Annotated in this window: 27 protein-coding genes and 1 tRNA gene; 22 read left to right on the top strand and 6 right to left on the bottom strand. The window is 72.2% G+C overall.

The window, feature by feature from the left end; genetic code table 11:
* Positions 1-75: 75 nt before the first annotated feature.
* Both ACIO3P_RS32720 and ACIO3P_RS32715 read right to left on the bottom strand, forming a co-directional pair.
* Positions 76-1707, bottom strand: a complete 1632-nt coding sequence (locus ACIO3P_RS32720; RefSeq protein WP_329823790.1) for a PP2C family protein-serine/threonine phosphatase — start codon at positions 1705-1707, stop codon at positions 76-78.
* Positions 1708-1921: 214 nt separating this feature from the next.
* A complete protein-coding gene (locus tag ACIO3P_RS32715; RefSeq protein ID WP_329823789.1) occupies positions 1922-2335 on the bottom strand; it encodes an ATP-binding protein in 414 nt (137 codons plus the stop codon).
* Positions 2336-2649: 314 nt separating this feature from the next.
* Between ACIO3P_RS32715 and ACIO3P_RS32710 the strand changes: the two genes are divergently transcribed.
* The 4 genes from ACIO3P_RS32710 to ACIO3P_RS32695 all read left to right on the top strand — a co-directional run bounded on the left by ACIO3P_RS32710 (position 2650) and on the right by ACIO3P_RS32695 (position 6677).
* Positions 2650-3930: a PP2C family protein-serine/threonine phosphatase gene (locus ACIO3P_RS32710; protein WP_401850201.1), complete on the top strand. Its 1281-nt coding sequence runs from the start codon at positions 2650-2652 to the stop codon at positions 3928-3930.
* Positions 3927-5645, top strand: a complete 1719-nt coding sequence (locus ACIO3P_RS32705; protein ID WP_401850104.1) for an ATP-binding protein — start codon at positions 3927-3929, stop codon at positions 5643-5645. Before ACIO3P_RS32710 ends, ACIO3P_RS32705 begins: the two co-directional genes overlap by 4 nt.
* Positions 5642-6106, top strand: a complete 465-nt coding sequence (locus tag ACIO3P_RS32700; protein ID WP_329823786.1) for a response regulator — start codon at positions 5642-5644, stop codon at positions 6104-6106. The genes ACIO3P_RS32705 and ACIO3P_RS32700 overlap by 4 nt, the downstream gene beginning before the upstream one ends.
* 103 nt (positions 6107-6209) lie before the next feature.
* Positions 6210-6677 (top strand): ATP-binding protein, encoded by a 468-nt coding sequence (locus tag ACIO3P_RS32695; RefSeq protein WP_329823785.1) that lies wholly within the window; start codon positions 6210-6212, stop codon positions 6675-6677.
* 98 nt (positions 6678-6775) lie between these two features.
* Here ACIO3P_RS32695 and ACIO3P_RS32690 read toward each other — a convergent pair whose 3' ends face one another.
* Positions 6776-7930, bottom strand: coding sequence for a PP2C family protein-serine/threonine phosphatase (locus ACIO3P_RS32690; protein ID WP_329823784.1), 1155 nt, complete (start codon positions 7928-7930; stop codon positions 6776-6778).
* Positions 7931-8034: 104 nt separating this feature from the next.
* Between ACIO3P_RS32690 and ACIO3P_RS32685 the strand changes: the two genes are divergently transcribed.
* The gene (locus ACIO3P_RS32685; protein ID WP_401850103.1) at positions 8035-8550 is read left to right on the top strand and encodes a MarR family winged helix-turn-helix transcriptional regulator; all 516 of its coding nucleotides are present in this window, start codon (positions 8035-8037) and stop codon (positions 8548-8550) included.
* Positions 8551-8756: 206 nt separating this feature from the next.
* Entirely contained in the window at positions 8757-9122 is a 366-nt protein-coding gene (locus tag ACIO3P_RS32680; protein ID WP_401850102.1) for an STAS domain-containing protein, read from the top strand.
* 63 nt (positions 9123-9185) lie between these two features.
* On the opposite strand, the gene ACIO3P_RS32675 is transcribed toward ACIO3P_RS32680, so the two are convergent.
* Positions 9186-10418: a phosphatidylserine/phosphatidylglycerophosphate/cardiolipin synthase family protein gene (locus ACIO3P_RS32675; RefSeq protein ID WP_401850101.1), complete on the bottom strand. Its 1233-nt coding sequence runs from the start codon at positions 10416-10418 to the stop codon at positions 9186-9188.
* Between the two features lie 312 nt (positions 10419-10730).
* Here ACIO3P_RS32675 and ACIO3P_RS32670 point away from each other — a divergent pair, with 312 nt between their 5' ends.
* Together ACIO3P_RS32670 and ACIO3P_RS32665 are read left to right on the top strand one after the other, a co-directional pair.
* Positions 10731-11126 carry an ATP-binding protein gene (locus tag ACIO3P_RS32670; RefSeq protein WP_329823781.1) on the top strand — a complete coding sequence of 132 codons (396 nt, stop codon included), beginning with the start codon at positions 10731-10733 and terminating at the stop codon, positions 11124-11126.
* 211 nt (positions 11127-11337) lie between these two features.
* Positions 11338-14595 carry a family 78 glycoside hydrolase catalytic domain gene (locus ACIO3P_RS32665; protein ID WP_401850099.1) on the top strand — a complete coding sequence of 1086 codons (3258 nt, stop codon included), beginning with the start codon at positions 11338-11340 and terminating at the stop codon, positions 14593-14595.
* A 127-nt stretch (positions 14596-14722) separates the two neighbouring features.
* Here ACIO3P_RS32665 and cobF read toward each other — a convergent pair whose 3' ends face one another.
* Positions 14723-15502, bottom strand: a complete 780-nt coding sequence (gene cobF / locus ACIO3P_RS32660; protein WP_401850098.1) for a precorrin-6A synthase (deacetylating) — start codon at positions 15500-15502, stop codon at positions 14723-14725.
* A gap of 139 nt (positions 15503-15641) precedes the next feature.
* On the opposite strand from cobF, the gene ACIO3P_RS32655 reads away from it, so the two are divergent.
* Genes ACIO3P_RS32655 through ACIO3P_RS32645 form a run of 3 tightly spaced genes read left to right on the top strand, consistent with a single transcriptional unit; the run spans position 15642 to position 18480 of the window.
* On the top strand, positions 15642-16361 hold the full coding sequence (locus tag ACIO3P_RS32655; protein WP_329823778.1) for a (Fe-S)-binding protein: 720 nt from the start codon (positions 15642-15644) through the stop codon (positions 16359-16361).
* Positions 16358-17839, top strand: coding sequence for a LutB/LldF family L-lactate oxidation iron-sulfur protein (locus ACIO3P_RS32650; RefSeq protein ID WP_401850097.1), 1482 nt, complete (start codon positions 16358-16360; stop codon positions 17837-17839). The genes ACIO3P_RS32655 and ACIO3P_RS32650 overlap by 4 nt, the downstream gene beginning before the upstream one ends.
* Positions 17836-18480: a lactate utilization protein C gene (locus ACIO3P_RS32645; protein ID WP_329823776.1), complete on the top strand. Its 645-nt coding sequence runs from the start codon at positions 17836-17838 to the stop codon at positions 18478-18480. Before ACIO3P_RS32650 ends, ACIO3P_RS32645 begins: the two co-directional genes overlap by 4 nt.
* Before the next feature lie 32 nt (positions 18481-18512).
* On the opposite strand, the gene ACIO3P_RS32640 is transcribed toward ACIO3P_RS32645, so the two are convergent.
* Positions 18513-18986, bottom strand: coding sequence for a DUF309 domain-containing protein (locus ACIO3P_RS32640; RefSeq protein ID WP_329823775.1), 474 nt, complete (start codon positions 18984-18986; stop codon positions 18513-18515).
* Between the two features lie 105 nt (positions 18987-19091).
* Between ACIO3P_RS32640 and ACIO3P_RS32635 the strand changes: the two genes are divergently transcribed.
* The 11 genes from ACIO3P_RS32635 to ACIO3P_RS32585 all read left to right on the top strand — a co-directional run bounded on the left by ACIO3P_RS32635 (position 19092) and on the right by ACIO3P_RS32585 (position 26033).
* Positions 19092-19165 (top strand) — tRNA-Pro (locus ACIO3P_RS32635).
* A gap of 123 nt (positions 19166-19288) precedes the next feature.
* A complete protein-coding gene (locus ACIO3P_RS32630; protein WP_401850096.1) occupies positions 19289-19480 on the top strand; it encodes a hypothetical protein in 192 nt (63 codons plus the stop codon).
* Entirely contained in the window at positions 19456-20109 is a 654-nt protein-coding gene (locus tag ACIO3P_RS32625; protein ID WP_401850094.1) for a hypothetical protein, read from the top strand. The genes ACIO3P_RS32630 and ACIO3P_RS32625 overlap by 25 nt, the downstream gene beginning before the upstream one ends.
* A gap of 244 nt (positions 20110-20353) precedes the next feature.
* Positions 20354-21157 (top strand): hypothetical protein, encoded by an 804-nt coding sequence (locus ACIO3P_RS32620; RefSeq protein ID WP_329826378.1) that lies wholly within the window; start codon positions 20354-20356, stop codon positions 21155-21157.
* A 100-nt stretch (positions 21158-21257) separates the two neighbouring features.
* Positions 21258-22403, top strand: a complete 1146-nt coding sequence (locus ACIO3P_RS32615; protein WP_401850092.1) for a hypothetical protein — start codon at positions 21258-21260, stop codon at positions 22401-22403.
* A 29-nt stretch (positions 22404-22432) separates the two neighbouring features.
* A complete protein-coding gene (locus ACIO3P_RS32610) occupies positions 22433-22825 on the top strand; it encodes a hypothetical protein (RefSeq protein ID WP_329826380.1) in 393 nt (130 codons plus the stop codon).
* A 2-nt stretch (positions 22826-22827) separates the two neighbouring features.
* Entirely contained in the window at positions 22828-23109 is a 282-nt protein-coding gene (locus ACIO3P_RS32605; RefSeq protein ID WP_329826381.1) for a hypothetical protein, read from the top strand.
* A gap of 3 nt (positions 23110-23112) precedes the next feature.
* Positions 23113-23613 (top strand): hypothetical protein, encoded by a 501-nt coding sequence (locus ACIO3P_RS32600; protein WP_329826382.1) that lies wholly within the window; start codon positions 23113-23115, stop codon positions 23611-23613.
* Positions 23614-23656: 43 nt separating this feature from the next.
* Positions 23657-24007, top strand: a complete 351-nt coding sequence (locus ACIO3P_RS32595) for a hypothetical protein (protein ID WP_329826383.1) — start codon at positions 23657-23659, stop codon at positions 24005-24007.
* Entirely contained in the window at positions 24004-25689 is a 1686-nt protein-coding gene (locus ACIO3P_RS32590; protein WP_401850091.1) for a hypothetical protein, read from the top strand. The genes ACIO3P_RS32595 and ACIO3P_RS32590 overlap by 4 nt, the downstream gene beginning before the upstream one ends.
* Positions 25689-26033, top strand: coding sequence for a hypothetical protein (locus ACIO3P_RS32585; RefSeq protein WP_401786518.1), 345 nt, complete (start codon positions 25689-25691; stop codon positions 26031-26033). The genes ACIO3P_RS32590 and ACIO3P_RS32585 overlap by 1 nt, the downstream gene beginning before the upstream one ends.
* Positions 26034-26055: the final 22 nt, after the last annotated feature.

Raw genomic sequence — 26055 nt, 5'->3', positions numbered from 1 at the left:
CGGGCCGTCCTCGGGACGGTACCGGCAGGGCGGGCGGGGCTTGGCGGTGAGGCGCCGGAGCCGAGTGTGTACGGGTCATGGGGTGAACCTGCCCGGTCCGTGGCCTCCCACCGCACTGAGACGGTTCCGGCGCGGCGCGGTGACGGCGACGAGCGCCATGTCGTCGTGGCCGCCCGGGCCCACCCACTCCGTCGCGAGCGTCTGGACGCGCTCGACGACGGCCTCCGCCGGCATACCGGCGCACTCGCCGAGGGCGGACATCAGCCGCTCCTCGCCGAACAGGGCGTCACCGAACGGCCCGCCCCTGGCCTCCGTGATCCCGTCGGAGTACAGGAGGCAGGTCTCGCCAGGACGCAGGAGCGTACGGAACGTCAGCGCCGACACCTCGGGCAGCGCTCCGATGAGGGTGCCGCTGGTCCGCGCCACCTCCACGGTGCCGTCGGACCGTACGATCAGCGGCGCGGGATGACCGCCGCTGGTCAGCCGCAGCTCCACCCCGTGCGCCCGGCGCGTCACCGAGGCGAGCACCAGCGTCGCGAACCGGGTGTGGTGCGAGGTGAGCAGCGCCCCGTTGAGGAGCTTCAGCAGCCGCTCGTGGTCGGGCTCGACCAGCCGCAGGGCCTGGAGGGTGTTGCGGATCTTGCCGGTCAGTACGGCGGCTTCCAGCCCCTTGCCGCAGACGTCGCCCAGCACGGCCTGGCTCTCGCCGCCCCGCTGTTCGGCCGGGTAGAAGTCGTAGAAGTCCCCGCCCACGCGCTGACCGTCACGGGAGGGGCGGTAGCCCCCGGCGAACTCCACCCCGTCGTAGTGGTGCAGCCGGGGCGGCAGCAGATCGCGCATCAGCAGATCCGCGACGGAGGACCGTTCGGCGAAGAGCAGGGCGGCCGAGACGGCCGCGCCCGCGCGGGCGGCGAAGATCCGGGCGAAGGTCTCCTCGCCCTCCGTGAACGGGGCGCGGCCGGGCCGGCGCAGCAGGATCAGCGCGCCCGCGGGGACCCCGTTGCCGGGCAGCGGCGTCACCACGACCGGGCCGATCTCGCCGAACCCCTCGGGCGCCAGCCACGCCGGGGCGGACCCCGGGGCGATCCAGCGCGAGGGCACCGGCGGGAAGCCCCGGAGCGCCTCGGCCAGACCGGGCACGTCCGCCGGGTCGGCCACCGGCGTCCCGTGGGTGAGGGAACCGTCCCGCGCGGCGCGGGTGAGCGGCAGCCGGCGGCCCGTACGCGGTCCGACGACGACCGCCGCGTCGGCGAGGTGCGCGGCGGCGAGGAGCGCCGTGGTGTCCACGCACGTGCGGGCGTCGAGGGACGACAGCAGTTGGTTGGACGCCTCGACGAGGAACGCGGTGCGCTTGCGCTCCGTGTCCAGGGCCCGCTGCGTGGCCCGGTGGTCCGTCTCGTCGCTGAGCCACCAGGTCGTCAGGGAGCCCGAGCCGGTCTCGGCGCCACACGCGCGGTACGAGCGCTCGCCCACGGATCCGTACGCGGTGTGTTCGCGCCCCGCGTGCGCCTCGGCGAGCCAGTGCGGGCCCCGCCGGGAGAGGTCGCTGCCCGCGGTGAGGCCGGGCAGCAGGGTGGCGGCCGCCGCGTTGGCCAGCCGGACCACACCGGTCCTGTCGGCCACGATCACCGGGTGCGGCGAGGACTCCAGGGCCACCTCGCCCACGGCCCCGCCGGTCGCGGAGGAGGTCTTCGGTGAATGCCTCACATAGTGGGACGCCGTGCCTCGGCACGAATCCCCTTCACCCTCTCACTGCTTCGCGTACGTCGTTGTCGTCGTTGTCGTCGTCATGGGGAAAGGAATCCCCTTCCGGGGCGGCCGGAACTCAGGGAGCATCAGCATGCCATGAGCGGCCACGGGAGAGGCCCGGAACGGGGCGGGCGGCCCGAACGGCCAGGACCCGGCGGCGCCACCGCGCCGTTCAGTGCCGTACCAGCGCCCTGATCAGCTTGCCGCCGTCCCCGAGGAGCGTGACCGTCACCTCGGCCAGCCGGTGCACCAGCGGCCACCCGTAGCCGCCCGGCAGCCACTCCTCGCGCCGCTGCGCGAGCGCGGGCAGCCGCGGACTCGCGTCCCGTACCGCGATCTCGACCACTCCGGTGCCCGCCGAGATCCGGAAGCCCGTCACCCCGCCCGCGTGCCGTATGGCGTTCGTCACCAGCTCCGACACCACCAGGAGCACATCGACCGCCGCCTGCTCGGGCACGCCCGGCGCGTGCCGGTCCAGGAAGGAGCGCGCCAGCGCGCGGGCCTCCGCCGTACCCGTCGGGCGCGCGTCCAGCCACGACTGCGCCCCCGACACCGCGTTGTCCGCCCCGTCGTCGACCGTTGTCAATCCCCGCACCCCCCGTACGGCTCCGGCTTCCCTGCCGCTGAGTTCTGCCCGGCGTCAGCTCCGTGACACACCGCACACGGCCCCGAGCCCGGCGGAGAGCATCGCATGTTTCCCCCGCGCGCGGACCGGTGCGCGGCAACCAGTGTGCGGGAACGCCGCGCTCCGCTCCGCCGGTTTGCCGTAACTTCTCCCGGGGGAGCGTTCCTCACACCGCGTGCGGAGCGGCACTCCGGATGTCGCATATGCTTCCCGCCGGGATGACACCGGGTGACCGGCGACGCCGGGTGAGGGGGTGGAGTGTGGTCGAGTTGCCCATGGGCCTCTCGTCGCGTCCGGTGCGAGGCCGCCGTACCTCCGGAGCCATGTCCCCGCCCGCCCCGCGCGAGGGCACATCCGTACGGGAAGCCACCCCCGCCGTACGCGACTCCCTGTGGGCCGTCGACGCGGTCATGCTGCTCGTCGAGGACGACGCGGGGGACGCGCTGCTCGTCGAGGAGATGCTCGCCGACAGCGATCTCGACTCCTCGCTCACGTGGTGCCAGACGCTCGCCGAGGGCCAGCGGTTCCTCGCCGACCGCACCGCTCCCGTCTGCGTCCTGCTCGACCTCCACCTCCCGGACGTCCACGGCGTCGACGCGGTCACCCGTATCCTGCGCACCGCCCCGGACGCCGCCATCGTCGTCCTCACGGGCATGGCCGAGGGCGAGGCCGGGCTCTCCGCCGTGGCCACCGGCGCGCAGGACTACCTCGTCAAGGGGCGCATCGATCCGGAGGCGCTGAGCCGCGCCGTCCGCTACGCCCTCCAGCGCAAGCAGGTCGAACAGGCCGCCGCCGCCCTGCGCGCCAATGAACTGATCGCCCAGGAGAACGCCCGGCTGGAACGCGGCCTGCTGCCCGTTCCCCTGCTGCGCGGCGACGACTTCGAGGCGAAGGCGCGGTACGAACCGGGCCGGGTCCACGGCCTGCTCAGCGGAGACTTCTACGACGTCGTCCAGACCGAGGACGGCACCGTCCACGCGGTGATAGGGGACGTGTCCGGCCACGGAGCCGCGGAGGCGGCCCTCGGGGTCTGCCTGCGCGTCGCCTGGCGCACCGCCGTCCTGTGCGGCACACCGCCGCTGGACCGGGTACGACTCCTGGAGGAGATCCTCGTCGCGGAACGGTCCGACCACCACCTCTTCGCCACCGTCACCTCCCTGGTCTTCCCGCCGGGGGGCCGCGAGTTCCGCGTCGTGCGCGCCGGGCACCCCGGTCTGCTCGTACGCCACGGCGCCGCCGTCACCTGGAAGGAACCACAGGTCGGCATGGCCCTCGGACTGCTGCCCGGCGCGGGCCGCTGGACCGAGACCACGATCCCGCTGCCGCCCGGCGGCCATGTGGTGCTCTTCACCGACGGCCTCTTCGAAGGCCGTACGGGGCCGGCGACCCGGCTCGGCGAGGACGGACTCCTGCGACTGGCGCGGCTCCACGGCGAACTGCCCGCGCGCGCCTTCGTGGACGCGCTGGTCGACGGCGCCACCGAAGGGGCGGCGCCGTACGGCGGACTCGCGGACGACGTCGCCGTGCTCCACCTCGGCTGGGGCGGTACCCCGTGACGCGGCCCCCGCGGGCGCGCCCCTCCTCGCTGTGGCGCACCGCGCGCGCCCGGCTCTCGGTCCAGGGATGGGTGCGCCTCATCCTGGTCACCCTGGTACTGGTCGTCTGCGGCTGCACCGTCATAGCGGGTGTGCTGCTGTCCCGGACCAACGACCGCACCAACGAACTCGTCGACCGGATCCAGCCCGCCCGGTCCACCGCCTTCCAGCTCCAGCGGGCCCTGCTCGACCAGGAGACCGGGGTGCGCGGCTTCGCGCTGACCGCCGACCCGTCGTTCCTCGCGCCGTACGACCAGGGCCGCGCCGACGAGAAGCGGTTCACCGCGCGGATGCGCGTCGTCGTCGGGTCCGACCGGCGGGCCGCCACCGATCTCGACCGGCTCACCCGCGCCGCCGGACAGTGGCGGCGCGACGAGGCGGAGCCCCTGATCGAGTCCGTACGGACCATGGGCACCGTCACGGCCTCCGGGGAACGGCTCGCCGGGAACAAGGCCGCGTTCGACGAACTGCGCCGGCTCTTCACCGTCCAGCAGCGCCATCTCGACGAGGCCAGGGACCACGCACGCGCCGATCTGAGCGACGCCCGCGCGCTGCGCGACACCGTCTTCCTCGTGATCCTCGCCGGCTTCGTCCTGGCCGTGCTGGGCCTCGCCGTCGTCCTGCACCGGATGGTCGGCCGGCCGCTGAACGCGCTGCGGGCCGCGACCGACGGCGTACGCGCCGGGGCGTTCGACCGGCGCATCGAGGTACGGGGCCCCTCCGACCTGCGGGCCGTCGGCGCCGCGGTGGAGGACATGCGCCGCCGGCTGGTCGACGAGATCGCGGCCACGCGGCTGCGTGAGGACCTGCTCGCGGAACAGACCGAGGAACTGCGCCGCTCGAACTCGGAGCTGGAGCAGTTCGCCTACGTGGCCTCGCACGACCTCCAGGAGCCGCTGCGCAAGGTCGCCTCGTTCTGCCAGTTGCTGGAGAAGCGGTACGGCGAGCAGCTCGACGGCCGGGGCAAGCAGTACATCGACTTCGCCGTCGACGGCGCCAAGCGCATGCAGATCCTGATCAACGATCTGCTCACCTTCTCCCGGGTGGGCCGCGTGCACGACGCGTGGCAGGCCGTCGAACTGGACCAGGTCCTGGACCGCGCCCTCGGCAATCTCGCGCTCGCCGTCGAGGAGTCCGGGGTCACGGTCGTACGGGAGGACCCGCTGCCCCGCGTGACCGGCGACCCGACCACCCTCGCCATGCTTCTCCAGAACCTCGTCGGGAACGCGGTCAAGTTCCGCCGCCCGGACGGCCCCGGCCGGATCACCGTCGGATGCGTCGCCGAGGGCGAGGAGTGGCACGTCACCGTCACCGACGACGGCATCGGCGTCGCGCCCGAGTTCGCCGAGAAGGTCTTCATCATCTTCCAGCGGCTGCACGCCAGGGACGAGTACGACGGCACCGGTATCGGGCTGGCGCTCTGCCGTAAGATCGTCGAGTTCCACGGGGGCCGGATCTGGCTGGAGTCCGTGGCCGAGGGCGGCACCCGTATCCACTTCACGTTGCCCGCCATCCCGGACGAGCCCGAGCCGTCCGACGGATCGTCCGGGTCCGCCGACCGGACCGATCGATCCGATCAGCCCGATCTTCCCGAGCCGGCCGAGCCGACCGAGTCGCCCGACGAGGCGGCCGGTGGGGCGAGGCCGCCGCACACCTCCCCTGGAGCCGCCCTGTGAACTCGCACCCCCCGCGCGCCGAACCGATCGAGGTCCTGCTCGTCGAGGACGACGCGGGCGACGAGCTGATGACCCGCGAGGCGTTCGAGGACAACAAGATCCGTAACACCCTGCACGTGGTGCGCGACGGGGAGGAGGCCCTCGACTTCCTCTACCGGCGAGGGGCCTACCCGGACGCGCCCCGGCCCGATCTGGTCCTGCTCGACCTCAATCTGCCGAAGTACGACGGCCGCCAGGTCCTGGAGCAGATCAAGACCGACCCCGAGCTCTCCCTGATCCCCGTCGTCGTCCTCACCACCTCGTCGGCGGAGGAGGACATCCTGCGCAGCTACAAACTGCACGCGAACGCTTACGTGACGAAACCGGTCGACCTCGATCAATTCATCGCAGCCGTCCGGCAGATCGATGAGTTCTTCGTCACCGTGGTCCGCCTTCCCGGGCGGATTCCCGGGCACAGGTGACACCTTTCACGAAACCGGCGGGCATACCGACGGCGTGTGAGGGCATAAGGGCAATCGGAGAAGGGGGTCCCCCGATCGCCTCACCGGTGCGCGGGCAGGAGCTATGAACGAACAGACCATCGCGGGAACGGCCCTCACGGCCATGACCGATTCCGTACAGCCACTGCGGCGGGCCGGCGAGTTCAGCGGAGAGCCCGGCTGTATCGCCGAGGCCCGGCTGCTGGCCGAACGGTTCCTCCAGCAGTTGGAGGCCGAGTGGTTCGCCGCCCTCGGTGACCGTGCCACCGGCGATCTGCTGCTGGTCGTCAGCGAGCTGGTCACCAACGCCGAGCGGCACAGCCACGGACCGTACGTGCTGGAGCTGGAGGGCACGGACCAGCAGGTGCTCGTGACCGTGTACGACAGCAGCTCGGCCCTGCCGCGCCGCTACCCGCGCGACCCCGCCCGGCTCGGCGGGCACGGTCTGGAGATCGTCCACGCGCTCGCCGACCGGCTCACGGCGGAGCGCGTCCCGGTGGGCAAGCGGGTCCAGGCCGTCTTCGACCTGGCGGCCCGCGGGGTCCCGGCCTGACACACACTGCGCCGTACCGCACGTCGCACGGGCCTTCGCCGTCACCTCTCCCGGGTCACCCGGGACACTCGGCTCTCCTGGGCCACCCGGCCCGGGTCTCACTCCTCCTGGCGGCCGAACCAGTCCAGGCAGAGCACCAGCGCGTCGTCCGTCGACTCGGCGTCCCGGTAGGCCGCCAGCTCCCGCAGCACCGCGCGCGGCACCATGGCCGCCGGCAGCAGACTCGTCGCGCTGATCGCCCGCGCCAGCGCCCGGTCCCCGTACGCCTCGCCCTGCGGCGAGACCGCCGCGTACACCCCGTCGCTCACGAAGAGCAGCCGGTCGCCGGGGAGCACCTGGAACGACTCCGCCACGTAGTCCGACTCCTCGAACATGCCCAGCGGGAGCTGCGCGTCGAGGTCGATGCGTTCCACGGTCTTGTCGCGCTGCCGCCACAGCTCGGGCGACCCGGCGTCCACCGCCTCGACCCGCCCCGTGGCCAGCTCGAAACGGAGCAGGAGCGTCGACACGTACGAGGCGCCCCGGTGCTGCTCGTACAGCGCCTGGTCGGCCAGCGCCGCCTGGTCGGCGATGCCGATGCCCGCCCGGCGCGCGTTGCGCAGGGCGTTGACGGCAAGATTGGTCAGCAGGGAGGCATGGATGCCCTCGCCCATCCCGTTGGTCACCGCGAGGGTCAGCTCGTCCGCGTCCGACGCCCAGTCGAAGTTGTCGCCGTGGATCGCGTAGGCGGGTTCGAGCTGGGCGCCGATGGCGTACTCCCGGGCGGTGCAGGCGCGGGCCGGGAGCAGCTCCCACTGCATCTCGGCCGCCAGGGTCAGCCGGCTCGCCCTGCGCGCCCGCTGGTAGAGGTCCGTGTCCCGCTCCGCCACCAGGATCTCGTGGCCCAGCAGATCGGCGACCTGCGTCAGGTCGTCGACGGTCCCCGGGGTGGAGAGCTCGCTCGGCAGCCGGACCGTGAGGATGCCGAGCCGTTCGCCGCGCACGGTGACCGGAAGGTGGTGGTCCACCGCGTCCCGGTGCCTGACCTCCTGCTCACGCGGCTCCTGGCTGCCGAACGCCCGGCCTTCCGGCGAGTTGTGCAGCGACAGCCCCTCGGCGGCGGGGGCCGTGGGGTCGTCGACCGTACGGAGCACCGTGAGCGCGTAGTCGGCGAGGTACAGCGTGACGGAGGTCGTGCCGTACGCCGTGGCGAGCACGCCGCGCAACGTGCCCACCAGGTCGTGCGGCGCCGCCGCGCGGACCGCTCTTTCCACATCCGCGAGTAGAGTCACTGTCGTTCAGCTTTCCTCAAGGGGCCGGTTCGGTCCGGGGTCGGTCCGGGCTGACAGAAGGCAACACCGGATGAAAGGGTGGATCGATGTCCCGTTTCACCGGTCAGCCGTGCCGTCGCGAGCAGGTCGCCGAGGCCGCCTGTGCCGCCTCGGAACTGCTCGAAGTGCTGTGGGGGCGTGGCCAGGAGGCCGCGCCGTCGGGTCCGGTCCCGCCGTCCCAGCTACGGGCCCTTCTCGTCATCGAAACGCATGAGGGAGCCAATCTGCGGACCCTCGGCGAGGCGCTCGGGTCGCGTCCCTCCTCCGTGAGCAGACTCTGCGACCGGATGGAGGCCATGGGGCTCGTCACCCGCTCCCAGAGCCGTGCGAGCCGGCGAGAGGTCGAGCTGCGGCTGAGCCGGCGCGGCCACCAGGCGCTGGACGAGTACCGCGCCTTCCGCACCCGTGAGGTGGGGCTGGTGCTGGAGCGGATGGAGCCGTCGGACGTGCTGATGCTCGCGGAGGGGCTGAGCGCCTTCCGCGCCGCGGCGAACCAGGGGCGGGGGGCCGGGGCGGAGGCGGCCGAGGCCCCGGTACGGAGCCACGTGGCGGACAGCGCGTAGCTCGGCGCATAGCTTCATTCGGGCCCACTTCCTGGCATCGACGCGTTACTCTCCGCGCAGAGCACTTGTGCGGAAGCAGTGAACAGATTGTTGCGCACCAGAGAATGTTGTCAAATGGCAACTATCACTTCTATCGTGGTGCCACTCCTGACCTCTACAGCCCACGAAGGAATCCTGTGCAACCTCATCACAGCGCAGGTCAGGCCATGAGAGTGGCCACGGGACAGAACGGCGACGCGGTCGTGGTCACCGTCAGCGGTGATCTCGACGTGGAGAACATCGCCCCGCTCGTCACCGCGCTGACCGAGGCGGGGGAGAGCGCCACGGGCCCCGTCGTCGTGGATCTGTCCCGCATCACCTTCGCGGACTCCACCACGGTGAACGTGCTCCTCCAGGCCCACGGCACGCTGGGCCCGAGGCTGCGGCTCGCCCAGCCCTCCTCCTTCGTCCAGCGCCTGTTCGACGTCATCGGACTGGAACAGGCCGTGCCGGTGTACTCCACGATCGAGGCCGCGCTCGCGTCCGAGGGAGCCGCGGGGGCGCCCGCCGACGGGACCGACGCGGCCGGCTGACGCGGTGCGCCGGCCGGTGCGCGAACGTCCCGGCCGGGGCGGCCGGCCGGACGGCCCCGGCTCTCAGAGGTAGCGGCGGATGGGGGCGACCGCCCGTTCCAGCGCGCGCCGCCCCACGGAGCGCCGCTTCCACCGGCCCGGCTCGATCCGCTCGCTCACCCGCAGGTCCTCGTCGAAGTCGGCGTCCAGGACAGCGGTGAACTCCTCGTCGTGCACCGCGAGCATGACCTCCTCGTCATGGTCCAGGGAACGCCGGTTGAAGTTGCTGGAGCCGACGAGCGCGGCCTGCCCGTCCACGGTGATCACCTTGGCGTGCATCATCGTCGGCCGGTACTCCCAGATCCGTGCACCGCACGCGAGCAGGTCCTCGTAATGACGCTGCCCGGCCAGCGAGCAGACCCGCTTGTCGGTGTGCGGCCCCGGCAGCAGGATCTCCACCTCCACCCCGCGCCCGGCCGCCCGGCAGAGCAGCTCGACGAAGTACGGGTCGGGCGCGAAGTAGGCGGTGGCCAGCCGCAGCCGCTCCTGCGAGGACTCGATCACCACCCGCATCAGGGTCTGCATGTCCTGCCAGCCGAAGCTGGCGGAACCCCGCACGATCTGTACGGCGGCGCCGCCCCGCGGCGGGTGCTCGACGAACCGGTCCCGCTCGTCGAAGAGCGTGTCGTGGCACTCCGCCCAGTTCTGGGAGAACGCGGCGGCGATACCGTCCACGGCCGGGCCGCGCACCCGTACATGGGTGTCCCGCCACTCGTGCTCGTTCCTGGCGTCGCCGCACCACTCCTCGGCGATCCCCACCCCGCCGGTGTACCCGGTCGACTCGTCCACCACCAGGACCTTCCGGTGGCAGCGGTGGTTCTGCTTGAGCGGGGTGATCCAGAGCGGTTTACGGAACCAGGCCACCTCGACCCCGGCCTCCGTCATCGCGGTCAGCAGCCCCCGCTCGATCAGCCGGCTGCCGAAACCGTCCAGCAGGAGCCGCACCCGTACCCCCGCGCGGGCCCGGTCGGCGAGCGCCCCGGCGAACTCCGCGGCGATGTCACCGCGCCAGTAGACGAAGGTCATCATGTCGACGGTGTGCTCCGCGCCCCGGATGCTCGCCAGCATCGCGGCGAAGATCTGATCGCCGTTGCGCAGCCTGACGAGCTCGTTGCCCTCGGTCGCGGCGATCCCGAGCAGCCGCTCCAGCCGGCGCCGCAGCATCTGAGGCCCCGCTGCCGGAGCGGCGGCGACCGACGAGGTGACCGGAGCGGGCGTCGGGGCGGTGGGCTCCGGCGGCTCCTGGCAGACCGTCATCGGACCCTCGGAACGGGGAGCGCGCGCGGTATCGGGAGGTGGGTCATGTGCACGGACGTGCCTTCCGTCGTCGGATCGGTGGTGCGGAGGGCGCGCGTGGCGTGGTCCCCGCGCCGGGCGCCACCGTCCGCCGTGCTCGCGTATGCCCCCGCCGGTGGAGACCATGTGCCCCCATAGCGGACTTCCTGTACGACTCACCGAAAACAAGATGCACTCGGACACTCTTCGATGGTGATTGCTGGGGTAAACGACGGCAGGAGACAGCCGCACCGACATCCGAACGACGGGGTGAGTCCGATGCAACAACCTCCCATGAGTGACACGCGACCCCACGACCATGTCGAGTGGGCGCTGCGCCCGGAGCTGGCGGCAGAGGCGCGGGAGGCGACCTACGGATTCCTGGCCGGCCTCTCTCCCGAGCCCTCCGCGCACACCTCCCAGAATCTGGTCCTGCTCGTCTCCGAGCTGGTGACGAACGCGATCCGGCACGCGGGCGAGGTGACCTCTTTGCACTTGCGTGCGGACCGCCGCAGCCTGCAGATCGTGGTGCACGACCCGAGCCCCACCCCACCGCAGGACCGGACCCCCGATCTCACCGGCCGGACCGGCGGCTTCGGCTGGCCGATGATCCAGCGCCTGGCCGAGAGGGTCACCGTCCTGCCGCGCGCGGGCGGCGGCAAGACCATCCGCGCCGTGCTCACGCGGTAGCGCGCGGACGCCCGGCGCCGGGCCGCTGCCCGTCACGTCCTCCGTGGCGGGCAGCCGCCGTGTGGCCACGCACCCGGTCCGACGCCCCGTGCGGGCGGCCACCCCTCCCGCACCTCTTGCCGCGTCCGCACCTCTTGTGAGCGCGGACAGGTCGGCCCTACGATGCATACCCGGGACATGAAACGTTTCAATTCTGGGGGCTGCGATGGGCATGGGCTGGACGCGCCGGGGTCTTCTGCACACCTCCGCGCTGGGGGTGGGGGCCGGCCTGCTCGCCGGGCCGGCCATGGGCTCCCCGGCCGCGGCGGCGGCCCCGACCGGGGGCCGGGCCGGGCGGCTCCGTATCGCCTCCGCCACCGTCGAGTACGCCGACCACGTCCTCGGCACCGATGTCGCCGCGCCCCTGCTGTCCTGGGTGCTCGACGGCGGCCGGGGCGCGAGGCAGGGCGCGTACCAGATCCGGGCCGCCACCGGCCGCCGCGCCCTCGCGGCCGGCCGTGAACTCCTCTGGGACACCGGCCGCGTGGCCTCGGACCGTACCGTCGCCGTGCCCTACGCGGGCCCCGTACTGCCGCCCCGTACCCGCTGCCACTGGCAGGTCCGCGTCTGGGACCACGAGGGGCGCGCCTCGGCGTGGAGCGAGCCCGGCTGGTGGGAGACCGCGCTCGGTACGGAGCGGTGGCACGCGCGGTGGATAGGCGCCGACCAGCCCGCCGCGCCGCCCGGATTCGACGGCGCGTCCTGGATCTGGACGGCGGGGGCGACCACGGGCGGCGCCCCCGTCGGACCGCGCTGGTTCCGCGGCTCCCTCGTCCTTCCCGCGGGCACGGACATCGCGCGGGCCACACTCGTCGCCACCGCCGACGACGACTTCACCCTCCACCTGAACGGCCGCCAGGTCCTGCACACCCCCGAGCAGGTGGACGCCTGGCGCACCGGCGCGGCCGCCGATGTCACCGCCGCCGTACGCGCCGCGGCCGGTGGCCCGGTCGTCCTGGCGGCGGTCGCCACCAACCGCGGCGCCGCCTCCGTCAACCCGGCCGGACTGCTCGGGCGCCTCCTGGTCGAGACGGCCGACGGCGCCACCCACCAACTGACCACCGGGGAGCGGTGGCGCGCCAGTGACACCGAGCAACCGGGCTGGGAGCGGCCCGAGTTCGACGACACCGGCTGGACCGCCGCCACCGTGCTCGCGCCCTACGGCCAAGGACCGTGGGGCAGCGGGGTCTCGATCGCCACGCCGGAGGCGCCCGCGCCCCTGCTGCGCCGCGCGTTCACCCTGCCCAAGCCCGTCAGCCGCGCCCGTCTCTACATCAGCGGACTGGCCTACTACGTGGCCGAGTTGAACGGGGAGCGGGTCGGGAGCCAGGTGCTCGACCCGGCCTTCACCGACTACGACGAGACCGTGATGTACGCGGTGCACGATGTGACGGCGCTCCTGAAGCGCGGCGCCAACGCGATCGGTGTCACCCTGGGGCGCGGCTTCTACGGCATGACCACCCCCAACGTGTGGAACTGGCACCGGCCCCCGTGGCACGGCGAACCGCGCCTGCTGTGCCGGCTGGAGGCCGACCACCCCGACGGCTCCCGTACCACCGTCGTCTCCGACACCGACTGGCGCCTCACCGAGGGCCCGACCCTCACCAACTCCCTCTACGCGGGGGAGACGTACGACGCCCGGCTGGCCCCGGCGGGCTGGACCCTGCCCGGTTTCGACGACAGCTCCTGGCGTCACCCCGCCGAGCAGTCCGCCCCCGGGGGCACCCTGCGCGCCCAGCCGCACGACCCCATCGAGGTCATCGAGACCCACACCCCCACCGCGATCACCGAGCAGGCCCCCGGGGTGTACGTCGTGGACCTGGGCCGTACGACGGCGGGATGGACCCGCTTGAGCGTACGGGCACCGGCCGGCACCGTCGTGTCGCTGGTCCACGGCGAGAAACTGAAGGAGGACGGCAGCGTCCACGCCGAGACCGGGCATGTGCCGGGCCGGTTCCAGCGCGACGAGTACATCTGCGCGGGCGGCGGTGCCACCGAGGTGTGGGAGCCGTCGTTCTCGTACAAAGGCTTCCGGTATGTGCAGGTCAGCGGGTTGCCGACCCGTCCGCGCCCGTCCGACGTGGTGGGCAGGACGGTCCATACGAAGGTGGCCGAGGTCAGCGGCTTCGACTGCTCCGAGCCGTTCTACGAACAGCTCGACCGGGCGATGCGCCGCACCCTGCTCAACAACCTGCACGGGATACCCACCGACACCCCGATGTACGAGAAGAACGGCTGGACCGGCGACGCCCAACTCGGCGCGCCCGTCATGGAGTACGCCTTCGGAGTGCACCGCTTCCTCACCAAGTGGCTCGGCGACCTGGCGGACAGCCAGAACCCCGACGGGCAACTGCCGGTGATCGTCCCCAGCGGCGGCTGGGGTTACGGCGACCTCGGCCCCTCGCCCGAGTGGACGACCGTATACCCGTTCCTGATACGGGAGATGTACCGGATCTATGGCGACGACCGGGTGGCCGGGGAGCACTGGACCACCCTGACCCGTTATCTGGACTGGGAGTTGGAGCGGCTGGTCGGCGGTCTCGCGATCACCGCGCTCGGCGACTACCTGCCGCCCGGCTACGGCGGCAACCCGCCCGAGGACACCCGGCTGACGGCCACCGCCTATCTGCACCGCGCGCTCATCCAGACGGCCGAGATGGGCGAACTGCTGGGCCACGGCGGGACGGCGGCCCGCTACCGCACCGCGGCGAACGGTCTCAAGGACGCCTTCAACGCCACCTTCCTCGACGCCTCCGGCCACTACAGAACGGCGAAGGACCCCGGCTACCGGCAGACGTCCAACGCCCTCCCACTGGCCTTCGGACTGGTCCCGAGCGGCGCCCGTGCCTCGGTCGTCGACAGCCTCGTCGCGGACATCACCGCGCGCGGCAACCACCTCAACACCGGGGCGCTCGGCACGAGCGTGCTGCTGCGCGTCCTGTGCGCACACGGCCACCCCGAGGTGGCACACGCCATCGCCACCCAGCGCACGTACCCGAGTTGGGGCTACTGGTTCGACAACGGCGCCGACACCATGTGGGAGATGTGGCCCGTCGACTCGCGCTCGCGCGACCACTACTTCCAGGGCACGGTCGCCCAGTGGCTGTACGAGAACGTGGCCGGGCTGCGCCCCGGGGACGCGGGCTACCGCACCTTCACCGTACGGCCCGACGGCCGCACCGGGGTCACCTGGGCCCGCACCTGGATCCGTACCGTCCGGGGCGAGGCGTCGGTGGCCTGGTCGGCGATCGGCGGCGCGCTGCGGCTCTCCGTCCGTGTCCCCGTCGGCGCGACGGCGGAGGTCCACGTACCGGCCGCCCACCCCGACCAGGTCACGGCGCCCGGCGGCGCCGCCTACCTGCGCACGGAGCCCGGGTTCGTGGTCTACCGGGCGGGCCACGGTGCCTGGGACTTCGTGGGGCGCGCCTGATGAGAGCCCTGCCCGGATGACGGCGACGACAGCGACCGTGGCGACGGCGGCGTGGACCGTATCGACGGCCCGCGCCCCGGCCGCCGGGGTTCGCGCCCCGGCCCCGGCGCCCCCGCGCGGGAACGGTTCACTCCCGTCGCAGCAGATACGTGTCCATGATCCAGCCCTTGCGGGCCCGCGCCGCGGCCCGCAGCTCCCCGATCCGCTCCGCCACCTCGGAGAGCCGGCCGGAGACCAGGATCTCGTCCTCGGTGCCCACATAGGCGCCCCAGTGGATGACGGGGTCGGTATCCAGATGGCGCAGATATGCCTGCTGCGCGTCGAGCATGACCACCACGTCGTCCACCCCGTCGGGCCAGCCCTCGGCGAGCCGCCGTCCCGTGGTGATCTGGACGGGCCGGCCCACCCGGGTCAGCCCGACGCGGTGGCGCGCGGCCAGCGCGGAGACGCTGCTGATGCCGGGGATCACCTCGTACTCGAAACGGACCCTGCCACGGGCCAGGACCTCCTCCAGCACGGCGAGCGTCGAGTCGTACAGGGAGGGATCGCCCCAGACCAGGAACGCCCCGGTCCGCGCGCCGTCCGGGCCCCCGTCCCCGTCCAGTTCGCCGGCGATGGCGCGCTCGATCAGCGCGGCCCGCCGGCCGCGCCAGGCACCGACGGCCCCCGGGTAGCCGGCGCCGTCGGTGTTCCGGTCCCGCTCGGGGTCGGGGATCTCGACCAGCCGATGGACGTGCCCGCCCGTGTGGCGGCGCAGGATCTCAGGGCGCAGGTCGACGGGACCGGCCCTCTCCCCGCCCTTGTCGAGCAGAAAGAACACATCCACGCGCTGGAGCGCCTTGACCGCAGAGACGGTCAGATGGTCGGGGTCGCCCGCCCCGATACCGATGACATAGATCTTCCTCACCCTGCGGAGTCTGCCGTACGGCGGCCGGATCCGCAGGGGACAGCACCACGAGAGCGGACACATTCATAGGATGTCTGAGAACCCATCACCCGGCGCGGGGGACTACCGTGCGGAACCGGAGCCGACATATGCTCCGCCCATGCGCGCCGCCCTCTTCGTCACCTGCGTCAATGACGCCGTGTACCCGTCCACCGGGATCGCGACCGTACGCCTCCTCGAACGCCTCGGTGTCGACGTCGACTTCCCCGAGGCGCAGACCTGCTGCGGCCAGCCGCAGTTCAACACGGGCTACCGGCGTGAGACGGAGCCGCTGGTACGGCGGATGACCAGGGCCTTCGAGGGGTACGACTATGTGGTCACCCCGTCCGGTTCCTGCGCGGCGATGGTCCGCCACCACTACCCGAAGATCGGCGACGAGGCGGCGGCGTCCCTGGCGGCGCGCACCTACGAGCTGACCGAGTTCCTGGTCGACGTGGTCGGCGTGACCGATGTCGGGGCGTACTTCCCCCACACCGTCACCTACCACCCCTCCTGTCACGGAGTGCGTCTGCTGGGCCTCGGCGAGCGCCCCCGCACCCTGCTCGAAGCGGTGCGCGGGCTGGAGCTGAGAGAGCTGCCGGGCGCGATGGAGTGCTGCGGCTTCGGCGGCACCTTCGCCGTGAAGAACTCCGATGTTTCCGCCGCGATGGGCCAGGACAAGGTCCAGCACGCCGTCTCCACCGGAGCCGAGGTGCTGTGCGGCGCCGACAATTCCTGTCTGATGCACATCGACGGCATCGCGAGCCGCGAGGCCGCCCCGCTGCGATCCGTGCATCTCGCGGAGATCCTGGCGTCGACCGAAGAGGAGCCCTGGTCATGAGCGGTACGTATCTGGGGATGCCGGCCTTCCCGGTGGCCGCCAAGGAAGCCGTCGCCAACGAGACACTGCGCGGCAACCTGCGCCACGCCACCCACACCATCCGCGACAAGCGCGCGGTGGCCGTGGCGGAGCTGGCCGACTGGGACCGGCTCAGGGAGGCGGGCAAACGGATCAAGGACCACACGCTGCGCCATCTCGACCGCTACCTGGTCCAGTTGGAGGAGTCCGTCACGGCGGCGGGCGGCACCGTCCACTGGGCCGCCGACGCCGACGAGGCGAACCGGATCGTCGCGGACCTGGTCAAGGCCACCGGCGAGACGGAGGTCGTCAAGGTCAAGTCGATGGCCACCCAGGAGATCGGACTCAACGAGGCGCTCGCCGCCGAGGGCATCTCCGCGTACGAGACCGACCTCGCCGAACTCATCGTGCAGCTCGGCGACGACCGGCCCTCCCACATCCTGGTCCCGGCGATCCACCGCAACCGCGGCGAGATCCGCGACATCTTCCGCGACCGGATGGCCGACTGGGGCAAGGCCGCCCCCGACGGCCTCTCCGACACCCCCGCCGAACTCGCCGAGGCGGCGAGGCTGCACCTGCGCGAGAAGTTCCTGCGCGCCAAGGTCGGCGTCTCCGGCGCCAACTTCATGGTCGCCGAGACCGGCACGCTCGTGGTCTTCGAGTCCGAGGGCAACGGACGGATGTGCCTGACGCTCCCCGAGACACTGATCTCCGTGGTGGGCATCGAGAAGGTGGTGCCGAGCTGGCGGGACCTGGAGGTCTTCCTCCAGACGCTGCCGCGCTCCTCGACCGCCGAGCGGATGAACCCGTACACGAGCATGTGGACGGGCACCCATGACACCGACGGCCCGAGCACCTTCCACCTGGTCCTGCTCGACAACGGCCGCACGGACACCCTGGCCGACGAGGTCGGCCGGCAGGCGCTGCGCTGCATCCGCTGCTCGGCCTGCCTCAACGTCTGCCCGGTGTACGAACGGGCCGGCGGACACGCGTACGGCTCGGTCTACCCCGGTCCGATCGGCGCCATCCTCAGCCCTCAACTCCGGGGCACGGAGAGCGAGATCGACGCCTCGCTGCCGTACGCCTCCTCGCTCTGCGGGGCGTGTTACGAAGTGTGCCCCGTGGCCATCGACATCCCCGAGGTCCTGGTCCACCTCCGCGAACGGGTCGCGGACCAGGGGGGCAAGGGGCACCGGCTGGAGAAGGCGGCGATGAAGGCGGCGGGCTGGGTCTTCGACCACCCCCGCGTCCTGGCGGCGGGGGAGCGCGTCGCGTCCAGGACCCGGGCGCTGCACCCCGCCAAGCCGCCGGGCGCGGGGGCCTGGACGGACGCGCGGGACCTGCCGAAGATGCCGGCCGAGTCGTTCCGCGACTGGTGGAAGCACCACCGCGAGAACGGCGCCGACAACACCGGCAAGGCCGGCGGCGAGAACAACAACCGTAAGGACAACGGGACATGACCAGCACCGCTTCCGGTTCGCGTGAGCGGATCCTCGCCCGAATCCGCAGCGCCGTCGCCGATGCCCCCGACGCCCCGGAGGCCCCCCGCGACTACCTCGACACGCACACCCCGGGCAGCCGGATCGTCGACCTGCTCGCCGAGAACCTCGCCGACTACCGCGCCCTGGTCCACCGCACCGACACCGCCGGGCTCCCCGCCCTCGTCGCCCGCCTCCTGGCCGAACGGGGCGCCCGTACCGTCCTCGTCCCCCCGCTGCTCCCGGAGACCTGGCTCTCCGCGACACCGGAGACGGTGACCCGGGTACCGGACGACCCCGGCGCGAGCGCGGGCGCCCTCGACACGGTCGACAGCGTCGTCACCGGCTGCGCCCTGGCCATCGCCGAGACCGGCACGCTCGTCCTCGACGCGGCGCCGGACCAGGGCCGCCGCAGGATCACCCTCGTACCCGATCACCACATCTGCGTCGTCCGCACCCAGGACCAGGTGGTCGGCTCCGTACCCCAGGCGATGCCGCGCCTGGACCCGACCCGCCCGCTCACCTGGATCTCCGGCCCGTCCGCCACCAGCGACATCGAACTCGACCGGGTCGAGGGCGTACACGGCCCCCGGAGACTCGAAGTCGTCCTGCTCACCGACTGACCACGACCACGGCGGGGGACCGGTGGGCCGGGTCAGGTCAGCCGGGGCGCCTCACGGGCGGCGTCCACCGGCCCGTCAGCGACCCGCGCCGCCAGCTCCGAGGCCCACGCCGTCAGCCCGGCCACGTCGATGCCGTGCGGAGAACGGTCCGGATAGGCGTCGATCACCCCCGCCCCACGCAACAGCAGCCGCGCCCCGCCCGCCGTATTGCCCCGGGCGGCATGCGTCAGCCCGACCGCGAGCTGGGCCATCCCCCGCCACAGCGACCGCTCCGCCTCAGGACCGGACTTCCACGCGTCCTCGAACACCTCGTGCGCATGGAACGGCATCCCCGCGTCCAGCAGCCGCTGCGCCTCCCGAAGGGTCTCCGCGGGCGTACGCACCACCCCCTCCGGCTGCCGCTCCACCCCAGCAGCCCCGTACGCCAACGGCCGCCCCAACCCGTCCCGCGGCCGCGCACTGCGCGCCCGCCCCTCGCTGTCACGATCCCGCCGCTCTTCCTTCATGTACCGATTGTCGCGCGGACGGGCCGCGTCTTTCCGTAGCGCGGAGTGGGGTAATGTTCTCTGCGTGGCCAGCCGCCGGGGGATCTTCCCCGGGAGGCAGGACGCCGGGACGTGGCGCAGCTTGGTAGCGCACTTGACTGGGGGTCAAGGGGTCGCAGGTTCAAATCCTGTCGTCCCGACTTGTGTTTTCGCAGGTCGTAGGCGGTATCGGAGAAATCCGGTGCCGCCTTTCGGTGTTTCCTGGGGGCCGGTTGGGGGCCGGTTGAGGGCCGGTTGGGGATCACGGGGGTCCAGCGGCGTCGATGTTGCGGAGGACGTGTGCGGGGACGCCGACGTCGGCGAGCCAGACCAAGCTGGTCAACATCGTCGTCATCGTGCAGTACACCCGTCGTACGGCCGACGGTGAATACGATGCGGGCAAGGGGAAGAAGATCGGCGTCATCACGGCCTACTGCAAGGGCATGAACAAATGCCCGAACTGGATCAACGAGTGAAGGGCCCCCACGAGGAGAAGACCGAGCAGCAGGCGTACCTCACACGCTTCCTCCTCGACTACAGCGCGGTGCCCCTGACCGGGGGCGTTTTCGTGCGCGGCATCCTCCCGACACCGGACGCGGTCCGGATCGTCACCGGAGCTGCCGACGCCACGGTCCCGGGGGAGCTGACCGCCTATGAGATCCCGCTGTCGGACGAGGACGACGAGCCGCTCACCGCCCCACTGCTGCTGGGCTGGACACGCGCGCTCGTATCCGGCGCCCGCCCCCGCACCGACGCGTCCGTGATGAACATCCCCCTGATCACGGTGGACACCGCCACCCTCGCGCCGGCTCCCCCGACCGATACGGACCGGGCGCTGCGCGTGCTGCGCGCGCTGGCCCGGCCGTTCGTCGAAACCCCACCGGACCCTGCCCTGTGCGGATTCCTCCGCACCGGACAGGACCGTATGCGGCTCTACCTCGCCACCGATCGGACCGACGCCCTGATCGCGGCCGACGTGCAGCTCACCGGCGCGCTGACCGCCCTTCTGGCTGCCCTGCCCGCACTCATCGGAGAGGAGGAACGCTGGATGACAGACCCTTCCGATCCCCACTGCGCCTACGCGGTCGACCTGACGACGTGGTGACCCGCGCTCCGCTCACCCCTTATGTGTAGATATTCGGGGGACCCGCACGCCTGGGGGGCAACGGGTCGCAGGTTGAAATCCTGTCGTCCGAAGGGTGAGGTTCTTACTCCGCCCGGCGCAGGAGCTCTTGCCCGAGTGTTGTCCGTTATATATGACTATTTTTAGCTATACATCGGAAATGCTGCGCCGACGAGCAATCCGGTGCGCCGTGGTGCGAGTGGACGCGAGCCGAAGGACGCGCAGCATGGGTGTCATCCAGGACCGGGCCATGGCCCGGCTCACCGACAAGGCCGGCCTCGCGCAACTGCTCACCCCCCGGGCCCGGCTCCTCGTCGAGATGACCCATGAGCTGGAGTACGAGCGCGTCGATTCCGTGACGGACCTCAGGGTCGGCTCCGTCACCCCCCAGTCCCCGCTCTTCCCGCCCGACTCCCGCCAGGGCTACTGGAGCCAGGTCGTTCCCTCGATCACCCGCGCCGACTTCGGCTGGGCGGGCGAGACGGCGGAACCGGTGTGGATCGACGTGCTCGCCGAGGTGGAGGTCGACCTGGTCGCCGAGACCGACCCCGGCGGGCTCGACTCGCTCGTGGTGAAGGCGGTCGACGACTACACCACGCTCGACGAGTTCCGCGCGCAGTTCCGATTCCTGGACCTCGACGCCTTCATGGCGAGCCACGGCCTTCACACCGTCGAGGACCTGCGCGACTCGGGCGAGTACCTGCGCACCGAGGTCAGGCTGCGCCGGCCGCCTGTCTTCGACCCGGCCGACCCGGCCAACCGCCGTACCGTCGGCCTGGACACCGCCGTTGTGATCGGGGCGATGGACGACGTCGCCGGAGCGGTACGGACGGCCCGCCGCGTCGCCGCCGCGGCGCGCGACCGGCCGCTCGCGCCAGGGCCGTTCGGGGTGCGCGTCGCTCCGTACGCGCTGGCCGTCGCCTTCCCGGTACCGTCGCCCAGGCCGCCGCCCCCGCAACAGGGGCTCGGTCAGGCAGAGATCGAGACCCTGCTCGGCGCCGCCGGCATCGCGGCGCTCTTCCTCGCCTGAACCCCCGGCCCACCACCCGAAGCCCCGGCCCCTCGGCCGCGGTTCCCGGCGCCGCACACCGCGCCCCACACCCTCCCGCTGCCGGAAGGACGCACGTCCCATGCCCACCGATCCCGTCCGCTACGTCCGCGTCAAGACCGGGGGCGTCCCGTTCGCCCCCGCCACTCGCGCCTACGGCAACATCGCCATCCTCGGCCTCGTGGATCCGCCCGCCACCCCACCCGACGACTTCGTCCAGCCCAATGTGCCCACCCTGATCGTCGACACCGGCGTCGCCCGCAGGATCGCCACCGGACCCCTGGGCGACGCCGTGGCGACCGCGCTCGTCCAGGAGCCGGGGCCCAGCGAGGTGTGGGCCGTGCGCCTCACCGACGCCACCTCCGCGTCCCTCGACGCCGCCTTCGCCGAAGTGGCCACGCTCGACGTCCAGCTCGTCGCGCTCGCCGACACCCCGCTCGTCAACACCGCGGCCGCCGGGGTCACGGCCGTACCCACCCCGGCGATCGTCAGGCTCGCCGAACACGTCTCCGCGCCCGCCGGCGACGGCCTGGAACGGATGGGCATCGCCATGCTCCGCAAGGGCGACGCCGACCCGGCCGTGGTCTCCGGCACCCTCGTCACCGACCGCATGGTGTACATGGCGCACAAGAGCGACGAGGACGTCGCCGCCGCCGTGGCCGGCACGATCGCCGGCTACGAGCCCCATGTCTCCCTGCTTCTGAAGAAGGTCAAGGTGAGCTCCGGGGCCTTCAGCGCCGCGGACATCCTCAAGATCAACGGAAGCGAGGGCAAGGACAGCGGCGGCCCGGGAGGCTTCGGCGTCAACTGGCTGGTCGATCCGCCGCTGATCCCCGGTGCGGGTGTCTACCTCGGAGAGGGCTACACCGGCGACCACGGGCCCGGCGCCAAGAAGTACATCGACATGGTCCGCACCGTCGACGACATCACCTTCCGGCTCAAGGCCCAGCTCATCGCCTCCATCGGCAACCTGCGGATCAGCCGCTCCGGGCTGCGCGGTCTCGTCGCCGAGATGGAGACCGTCCTCGAACCCCTGCGGCGGGCCGAGGTCATCGACAGCTACGAGATCGTCGTCCCCATCCTCGTCCTGCTCGACAAGCCACAGCCCAGCCCCGTCGAGGAAGGGCTGATCCTCAAGGCCCGGACCGAGCGGGCCGCCGAGGCCATGGTGAAGGTCGTCTACGCCGGGGCGATCCACCGCATCAACATCGCCTTGAACTTCGAGTAGTCCGAGTCATTCGAGTAAGGAGCCGCCCCATGCCCGACTGGAACACCCGGCTGGAAGTGAAACTCGGTGGCCGGACCATCACGCCGATCACCAACTTCTCCCCGTCGTTCAACGTCCCGCACACGGTCATCCACAGCCTGGAGGCCGACGGCGTCGGCTATGTCCGCCAGCCCTTCACCTTCACCTTCACACTGACCGTCCCCGCGATCGCCTCCGCCGTCGCCGAGCTGACCGAACTCGCGGTCACAGGCGGCGAGTTCGCCATCGCCGTCGCCGAGAAGAAGGGCATCGACTGGGCGTTCTCCTCGCTCAAGTTCGGCCGCTGCGTGGTCAGCGCCGCCCAGCCGAGCAATGTCACCGTCGACGGCGTCCCGCAGGCCACCTTCACCTGCATGGCGCTCAACGTCGGTGTGGAGCAGTGAGCGTGGCCGCCTCGGACGAGCCCGGCGGCGACGCGGGTGACGCCGGCGCCGGCGCGGCCCGGGTCGAGCGGACCGGCATCGCGCTCGTCCACGAGGGCGAGTACGTCCTGCCCGCGCCGGGCAGCGAGGCCGTCGTCACCCACCACGCGGGCGGCGGCACCGCCGTCCACTACCACTTCCCCGTGGAGGTGGAGGTCGTCGGCACCCTCCAGGACCACCACCTGCGGCGGATCGCCGACCACGTCTTCGACGCGCTCGACAGCGAACTCGGCAGCCGGGGGTGAACCGTGACGGACAAGGTGCTGGTCGGCGCGATCCCGCTGCTGTACGTGCAGAGCCTCACCCTCAGCGAGGGCTACCGCGTCGAGCGGATCCTGGGCAGCCGGTTCGCCCAGGCCACCCAGCCGTCCACGAAGACGATCGCCATCGAGGCGCTGCTGCTCGGCCCGGACCGGCTCGCCGTCAAGAAGGCCCTGGAGGTCCTGGCGCTCACCTCGCGCGCCCTGCTCTCGGCGGCCGGGCCGGCCCTCGCGGCCGGCGGCATCCCCGTCGTGTGCGGGCTCACGCTCAGCCTCGACATGCAGATCACCGACCTGCGCTTCGCGCAGAGCGTGCAGAAACGCGACGCGTTCGACGTGTCGCTGACGCTCCAGCACGTACCGCGGGCGAGCCTGACGGCGCTGCTCGGCGAGGCCGCCGACCTGGCCCTCGCCGCGGGCAGCGCCCCCGTCCCCTCCGTACCCGCGCCCGGCGCCGTACCCCGGGCCCCGGGCCCGCCCCTGGGCTGAGCCCCAGGACACCCTGACCCTCGACCATCCGAGAGGAGGCCCCGTGCAAGCGAGCCTGCCCGTCGACGCGGACGAGGGCTTTCCGCAGTCCTTCCGGCTGCGCTTCGGCGACCGCGTCCACCGGATCGAGCTGTACGTCAACGCCACCGAGGACACCGTGGCCCGTGGCGGCCTCCTCGACCTGCTCGGCACCGGGCCGTTCCTCGTCGTCGCCGTCCACCGCGAGGGACCCGCCGCCCTCGTCCCGCTGCTGCGCCGCAAGGCCGTACGCGACCTGCCCTGCCCGGCCGGCGACCTCAGCATCGTCTTCAAGGAGGCCGTCGTCGACGTCCGCAACCTCAACGGCACCGGCAGCTACGGCTCCCGGATCCGCGCGGGGGTGTCCGCCCGATGAGCTTCGCCATCCGCTACAGCGTCACCGTCGACGAGGACAAGCCCGCCGGCGGCGGACCGCTCGGGGCCGTCGCCGCCACCGCCGGCTCCCTCCTCGGCATCGCCGGACTGCCCCTCGACGTCTCCAACGACATCTTCGGCGGCTCGCTCATCCTCGACGCCGACATCACCGTCACCATGCACGAGGGCGCCCTCGCGAGCACTTTCGAGATCGTCCTCGTCAACCCGCCCGGCGACGCCGTCGAGATGCTCCGCGGCAAGCTCGCCGACCAGGCCCTCAAAGTCACCGTCAAACTCGGCTACTTCGACGACCCGGGCCTCGGCCGCGAACCCGTCATGGAAGGCCGGGTCGTCAAACTCGCCTCCTGGGTCGGCGAGGACGGCCTGAACCGGGCTCGGCTCACCGGCCAGGACACCGGCGGCTACGCCCTGCGCATGACCCGGGCCGCCGCCCACCGGGCCAGCTCCTGCCACGCCACGGAGTTCGCCGAGAAGGTCGTCAAGGCCGCCGGACTCACTCTCGCCGAGGGCTCCGTGCTCCTCGCCGACCTCCAGGACTACACCGTGCGCAACCCCACCGCGCTCGGCGCGCTCCGCGACCTCGCCGCCACCGTTCCCGCCCCCGTCGTCATCCGCGGGAAGCGGGTCCTGGTCGGCCCCGTCGTCGGCTCCGACGACCCCGCGCCCGTCGCCTTCGACCCGGCCGTCAACCTCGTCTCGTACGGTGACGCGCAGGGCGAGGAGAGCATCGTCGTCGCCCCCGGCGAGGAACGCCCGCCCAACCGCACCAGCATGGACCTCGTCGTCCTCGGCCACCCCGGCCTGCGGGCCGGCCAGGTCGCCACCGTGAACAACGTCGACCACGTCCCCGACGGCCCGCTGCGCATCACCCGGGTCGTGCACCGCTTCGGTGTCCGTACCGGTTACGTGTGCGAGGTCAAGCTCGCCGCCGCGGCAGCGGGTGAGTACGTCGAGGTCAGCGACGGCGTCCGTTCCTGTGTCGACCGGATGGAGGCCGGCGCCGAACGGCAGCGCCTCGCCCGCCCGGCCGTCGACGTCGGCCAGGTCACCGCGTACAGGGCAGCCGGTCACCAGGTCTCCCTCGCGTACGGGCAGGACCCGCCGCCCGCCATGAGCATGCCCAGCGTGCACGGGGGAGTGGAGGACGATGTCCCCCTCCTCGACAAACCCGTCGCCGCGCCCTTCGCCTTCGGCCCCTGCGGCCTGATGACCCCCGTCTACCCCGGCATGCGCGCCCTGCTCGCGCACAACCGCGGCCTCGTCAACGACGCCGTCGTCGTCGGCTACCTCTGGCCGCGCACCCCCGGCGCCCGCGCCCCCTCGCCGGAACCCGGCGACCACTGGCTCGCCCTGCCCACCGGACTCGGCCCGGACGGCCGGCCCTTCGGCCCCGGCGTCAACGACCTCACCGACGCCAAGGGCGGCCGGATCGTCCAGGCCCGCGGCCTCCGCGTCGGCGTCGGCACCAAAGCCCTCCCGCAGGTCGGCGTCCGGCCCACCCCGCCGGGCGACGACACCCTCACCATCGAGCACCACACCGGCACCACCATCGCCATCGACACCACCGGAGCGGTCACCGTGAGCACGACGGGAAGCAGGATCAGTCTCACCAACGGGGCCGTGAGCCTCTCCCTCGACGGCCCCTCCGTGGAGGTGAAGTGATGCCCTTCGTCCTCACCACCGCCGCCGTGATCCGCTGCAAGCACCAGGGCACCTTCCGCGTCACCGCCTCCCAGCACGCCCTGACCGTCGACGGGAACCCCGTCCTCCTCGTCAGCGACCTGCTCACCGCCACCGTCCCCGACTGCAAGAACATCGACGCCAGCAAGAGCCAACTGCCCTGCGTGAAGATCACGGCGGTCAGCACCGGCGCCAGCCGGCTGCTCTCCGTCCACGGCACCCCCGTCGCCCTCGACACCGCCGAGGGCACCACCCAGGCCAGCCCCGTCCTCCCCGTGGCCTGGCAGGTCGCCTCCGCCGGCCAGACCCGGCTGAGCACCGACTGAAGGACCGAAGGAGCGCACCGAC

It is taken from the genome of Streptomyces sp. NPDC087310, assembly GCF_044744405.1.
GTDB lineage: Bacteria > Actinomycetota > Actinomycetes > Streptomycetales > Streptomycetaceae > Streptomyces.
Note: the sequence above shows the minus strand (reverse complement) of the source record. Positions and strands in the feature narration are given on the sequence as shown.